4 protein-coding genes are annotated in these 5,924 nt (G+C 60.4%); 2 read left to right on the plus strand and 2 right to left on the minus strand.

Annotation, left to right across the window (positions count from 1 at the left end; all coding sequences use genetic code 11):
* Both B4U49_RS01545 and B4U49_RS01550 read right to left on the minus strand, forming a co-directional pair.
* On the minus strand, positions 1 to 1,052 hold a 1,052-nt coding region (locus tag B4U49_RS01545), incomplete at its 3' end, for a peptidylprolyl isomerase (RefSeq protein WP_078082831.1).
* Positions 1,052 to 3,688, minus strand: coding sequence for an LPS-assembly protein LptD (locus B4U49_RS01550; protein ID WP_078082828.1), 2,637 nt, complete (start codon positions 3,686 to 3,688; stop codon positions 1,052 to 1,054). The genes B4U49_RS01545 and B4U49_RS01550, both read right to left, overlap by 1 nt.
* Positions 3,689 to 4,008: 320 nt before the next feature.
* On the opposite strand from B4U49_RS01550, the gene B4U49_RS01555 reads away from it, so the two are divergent.
* Positions 4,009 to 5,118 (plus strand): aminoglycoside phosphotransferase family protein, encoded by a 1,110-nt coding sequence (locus tag B4U49_RS01555; RefSeq protein ID WP_078082829.1) that lies wholly within the window; start codon positions 4,009 to 4,011, stop codon positions 5,116 to 5,118.
* A gap of 8 nt (positions 5,119 to 5,126) precedes the next feature.
* On the plus strand, positions 5,127 to 5,822 hold the full coding sequence (murU, locus tag B4U49_RS01560) for an N-acetylmuramate alpha-1-phosphate uridylyltransferase MurU (RefSeq protein ID WP_078082830.1): 696 nt from the start codon (positions 5,127 to 5,129) through the stop codon (positions 5,820 to 5,822).
* Positions 5,823 to 5,924: the final 102 nt, after the last annotated feature.

Below are 5,924 nucleotides of genomic sequence, written 5' to 3' on the forward strand. Positions count from 1 at the left end.
CAGCCCAGGTCACCGCCCTGCAGCATGGTACCGATGTCCTCGGAGTTGTCCTTGGCGGCGTCTTCAAACTTCAGGTCGCCGGCGGCAATTTTTTCCCGCAGGTCCATCAGCAGTTTGTAGGCGGCATCGTCATCGCGGATGGCAGACGTCTTGACCAGGATATGACGCACTTTGGTCTGCTCCACCACCTGCTCGGTGGCGCCGCGCTGCTCGTGGATCTTGAGCAGGTGGAAGCCAGCGTCGCTGCGGAATGGCTTGGTAGTGTCACCCACGCCCAGGCCTTCCAGTGCATCGGCAAACAGGGTGGGCAGTTCTACGGTTTTACGCCAGCCCAGGTCACCGCCCTGCAGAGCGTTCTGGCCTGCGGAGTTGGAGATGGCCAGTGCGCGGAAGTCTTCTCCGGCGTTGGATTTCTCATAGATGGATTCGGCCTTGGCGCGGGCTTGGGCCACTTCTTCCGCGGGCGCGCTGGAGTTGACCGCTATCAGGATATGTCCCAGCTGGTATTGCGGGGATTTCCAGAACTCGCCCTCTTTGGAGCGCAGGAAGTTGTTGATGTCCTGATCGGTGATCTGGATGCGGCGGCTCACGCTGCCCTGCTCGACCCGGCGGATGATCAGTTCCTGGCGGATCTGCTGGCGGAAGGCGTTATTGGAGATGCCGTCGGCTTCCAGTTTGCGCTGAAACTCTTCCGGCGATGCGCCCATATTCTGTTGTACCCGGGCGATCGCCTGGTCCAGTTCTTCCTCGGAAATGGTGACGCCGGCGCGGGAGCCCATCTGCAGCTGCAGGCGCTCCACAATCAGCTGTTCCAGTACCTGGCGGCGCAGCACGTCGATCGGCGGCGCCTGTACGTTCTGGGCGGCGATCTGCTGGGCGATGGTATTCAGGCGCTGCTGCAGTTCGCTGGCCATGACGACATCGTCATCCACCACGGCCACAACCCGGTCGAGTTTCTGCACCTGCGCGACTGCGGGGAGGGCGAGGGCACACAGGGCTGCCAGGGTCAGCAGTCCGCGGCGGGAGGAGGTGAACATCTGCATTATTGTCATCACTGTTTCAGTACTTCTCTCTGTTCAAAGTTGGCAATGCCCTGGCTGAGCATCCGGGTAACCGAGCCACCGAGGCCGGCCAGCCCCTTCAATTGCAATTCAATATAGATGCCTTCGTCGTATTTCAGCTCTTCCGGAGGCACCACATCCGCCAGGTCGTTATCCAGCTCGCGCCGCCACAGCACGCGCGTGCGGTAACAGCAGGTGTCATATTCGAGTCCGGCAAGGTACTCCAGTTCCCTGTCAAAGGTGAAATCGTAGTTGGCCCGGGCAAGGATGGAAAGCCGGTCGTTGATAGGCCAGGCAGTGGAAACGTCTGCCTGCCGCACGGGGCCCCGGATCAGGAAAGTATCGGTGGCGTCGTAAACCTCTTCCTTGCGCAGGTAGCGGTAGCCCACGTTAAACAGGCGGAAATCGTCGTCCAGATAGCGCAGGGTAAAGTTGCCGCGATTGATGGTGTGGTCGGTGTCGTGGTAGATCACCTCACTGCTGATACGCAGGGAGTCCGTGGGTCGGCTCTCCAGGCGTGCGGCAAATTCCGAACGCGGCACATCTTCGATAAATTCTGCCAGTTCAATGCGGCTGGACTGGGAGTAAAAGATCTGCCCTGCACTGGCGGCGAACAGATCACGCCCGCTGCGCGGATCCACAAAGCGGGTGGTCAGGCCGAGGGCGGCGCGGTCGGCGTCATCGATACGGTCGTTGCCGTTGAAGCGGCTGCTGCGGAACAGTTGGTCATAGCTGAAGGTGAACAGCGACGTATCATAGAGCAGGTTGTTGCTCTTTGGGTCGGTGCCGCGGATATCGCTGACATCCAGGAACTCTGTCTGGTCTGCGTCACTACTGGCCATCAGGAACAGGCGTGGTTCCAGAGTCTGTACGTACTCGCGTTCGAACAGGTTGCCGTTGCGCTCGAAGAACAGACCGCTGTCGATGGTGACCTGGCCGGCGGAGGTTTCCGGGGTGTCCATGGCGGGATCCGCGAGGAAAGTATCCGCCAGTTCATAGCCCAGGTAGATCCCGGTAATTTCCGGGTTGAAGAAACCCCACAGCCACTGCTTGTCCCAGCCAAAGCTGTAATCCACGCGGGTGCGTTTCGCGTTGATAAAGTTTTGAGTGCGCTCGATCACGCTATCGGGGTCGTCGACATCGTCGATAAAACGGATGGTCTGGGTGTCCGCGTGATCGAAGCTGGTGATCTCGTGGTCCATCAGCAGCTGCCAGTCGCCCCACTTGTAGTTGCCGTTCACGTTTACCCGCGGCAACTGACTGAAAGTGTCGTAGCGGTCTTTGACCAGCTGCTGGTATTCCTGGGCGCGAACACTGGCGTTCCAGTGTTCGCTGGTCAGGCTGGCTTCTGCAGCTTGGCTCAGACTGGTAAGAGCGTTCGAGCTGACGTTTTTGGGCGACTGTACATTGGCGTTGTCCAGGTCGCGGAAATAGTCCGGGTCACTGACCTTGGTGTAGTCAATACGGGTGCGCCACGGGCCACCGTCACCGCCGGCCTGGTTCAAGTTCAGGTACCAGCGGTCCTCACCCTTGGCCGGCAAAACCAGATCTTCCGGGAAGCCCTCGTTGATCAGGCGTCGGGCGTCTTCATCGTTGCCGCCCTTGTCGTTGGGCAGGCCGGCCATGCGCAATTCGGTATTGAACTTGCTGCTCAGGTGGCGGGTCTCCAGCTCCAGGCCGGTACCGCGGTACTGTACATAGCGCGGCACGATGGTTGCGTCCAACTGCGGGGCAATGTTCCAGTAGTAGGGGATGGCGATATCCCAGCCGTTTTCTTCGCTGTTGCTGATGCTGGGAAACAGCAGCCCGGACATGCGCTCGTCGCCCACAGGAAAGCGCAGGTAGGGGAAATAGAACACCGGGATATCGGCGATTTCCAGGCGCACATTGCGCGCGGTGCCCTGGCGTTCCACATTGTCGATGGAGATTTCGCCGCCAACCATTCGCCAGAAAACGTCGTCCGGTTCACAGCGGGTGTAGTTGCCATGGGTCAGAATCAGCTCCCCGCTGGCTTCGCGGGAAGCAAAGCGGGCTGATCCGTGCACAAATTCATCGTGGACCACATATGTGGCGTCTTCGATGGACGCGGCCTTGCTGTCGGTGTGTACTTCCGCGGCCTTGCCGCGTACCAGCAGGCTGGGTTCGCGCATTTCGATGGCGCCGCTCAAGTAGGCGGTGCTCTCTGCGCGGTTGACGTTCACCTCGTCGGCAAACAGCTGGCGGTAACCCTGGGTGATGTGCACATTGCCGCGCAGCTGGGCAGTACCGTCCTCCAGCCAGTTGGAGCTGTCAGCGGTAGCACGCAGCGGGGCGTCTTCCGGTAGTTGGTCTGAATTGGGGTACAGGCGCTGCGGTTCGATAAATGCGCCGCCACAAATCGGTGCCAGCGTACTGCGGGACATTGGGTCCAGCTGGGATTTGGGAAACCAGTCCAGATACAGATAGGGATTTTCCAGCTGTATGTGGCCAGATTCCGGAGTGGCCTGGGGCGAAGCGGTCTCTTCTGCGACTGCCGCTGCCGAACACCACAGGGGTTGGGCAGCGAGCAGGCCGAAAGCGAGGGAGCGCGGGCGTGATAATTGTCCAATGGCTAGCGCAAGGCGGCGCCAGCGGGAAGCTTCCAGCATCGAGTGAATGGTTCCAGCTATCTTTAGAGTCTGTTCCGTTGGCGAGATTGCGCGATCAGTGCGCGGTTGCGCTTCCCGAATATGCAGGGAACTCCAGCCAGTGAGACAGAATCTGCGGTGAAGTCCGCAAAATGTGACGATGCCGACAGGGCTGGTGCGCAAAAATCAGCGGTCGATTCTACTTGAATGGCCGTACCCATGGAAACAATAGCGGGTGATCCGTCGCGCCAGCGCAGTTACAATGCGCAGTTTTTAGGCGGCCGGAGCACCGGGCGGGCCCAACGCCTGTCGAAAATAGTAAAGATGTATACAGGTGGCGGATGAATGAATGTGTAACCCAGGCCCCGGATGAGCGCCGTGAACAATTGCGCCTGTGGGCCGCGCGCGCCCTGCAATCGGGACACGACACACTGCAAGTACCGCCGCTGGAGAGCAGTCTGCACCTGTTGCCACTCTCCGGCGACGCGGGTTTTCGTCGCTACTTCCGCACCGATACCAGCCCGGCACTGATCGCGGTGGATTCCCCGCCGGAAAAAACCAATGTGAAGCGTTTTGTCGCTCTGGCGGACTACCTGCGTCGCAACGGTATCCATACACCGCTGGTGATCGCCGCGGATATCGAGCAGGGCTACATGCTGCTTGAGGACCTGGGAGACACCCAGTTACTGCGCGAGCTCAATGCCGACAGCGTGTCCGGCCTGTACGCGGAAGTGATGAACGAACTGCTAGGTCTGCAGCAGATCACGCGCGCCGAAGGCCTGTTCCCGCCCTACAATCGCGAACTCCTGCACATGGAAATGCGTTTGCTGCCGGAGTGGTTGATCGGCAAGTTGCTGCAGCGGGAGCTGAGTGATGCGGAGAATCAGCTGCTGGAGCGTACCTTTGCCCACCTTCTGGACAGCGCCAGTGCCCAGCCGCAGGTGCTGGTGCACCGCGACTACCACAGTCGCAACCTGATGATCCGTGACGGCGAGCGCCCGGGTGTGGTGGATTTCCAGGATGCTGTGTGGGGGCCGGTCACCTACGACCTGGCATCCCTGCTGCGGGACTGTTACATCCGCTGGCCCCAGGATCAGGTGGAGAACTGGGCCCTGGCCTACGCCTCATCGGCGATCGATGCCGGCGTCATTCCGCCGGTGGCGCCGGAAACCTTCCTGCGCTGGTTCGACTGGATGGGCCTGCAGCGGCACTTCAAAGTCCTCGGGCTGTTCCCGCGTCTGTACCTGCGCGACGGTAAACACGGCTACCTGCCGGATCTGCCGCTGGTGATCCGTTACACTCTTGAAGTCTGCGACAAATACTCTGAATTACAGCCATTCGCGAACTGGTTTCGCGAAGAAATCCTGCCATTGATCGAAAAGCAGGACTGGTACCGCGACTACCGCACCGCCGGTGAACGGCAGGCGGTGGAAACCGAACTCCCCGAATAAGCGCGAAGATGACAGCCAGACAAGAAAACGTCCCCGCCGCCATGGTGCTCGCCGCCGGGTTCGGCAAGCGCATGCGCCCGCTGACCGATCGCATGCCCAAACCGATGATCCCGGTACTGGACAAACCGCTGATCGAGCACTCCCTGGAGCGTCTCGCCGCCGCCGGTATCAAACATGTGGTGATCAACCTCGCCTACCTCGGCGAGCAGGTTCGCGAGCATCTGGGCAACGGCGAGCGCTGGGGCCTCGAAATCCAGTATTCACCTGAAGACGAGCCCCTGGAGACCGCCGGTGGCATCACCAGAGCCCTGCCGCTATTGGGTGACGCCCCGTTCCTGGTGGTCAACGGCGATGTCTGGTGTGACTTCGACCTCTCCCAGTGGATCAGCAACCCCCTGCCCGAGGGCTGTCCCGGTCGCCTGCTGATGGTGCCCAATCCGCCGCACAACCCCGAGGGGGACTTCGGAATCGACGACGGACTCCTCTCCGGTACCACCAAGCCGCGCTATACCTATGCGGGCATCAGCTATCTACGCCCGGAAATCCTCACCGCCTATCCCCATGCCCGCGAGCGCTACGGTCTCGGCGAGGTCTTTGCGCACAACGAAGACCGGATGCAGGCGGAGGTATATGAGGGCAGCTGGTGTGACGTGGGGACGCCGGAGCGGCTGAATAAGCTGGAAGAACGCTTGAAATCAGGTTAATCGCATATAGATACGAAGCACAGAACTTCGAATTGAAGGCCGGGTGCTGGGTGGAGCTTTTCGAAAGCGTCGGCAACACGGATGTTGCCGACGCAGCGTACA

The organism is Microbulbifer mangrovi (assembly GCF_002009015.1).
In the GTDB taxonomy this organism is placed as follows: Bacteria; Pseudomonadota; Gammaproteobacteria; order Pseudomonadales; family Cellvibrionaceae; genus Microbulbifer; species Microbulbifer mangrovi.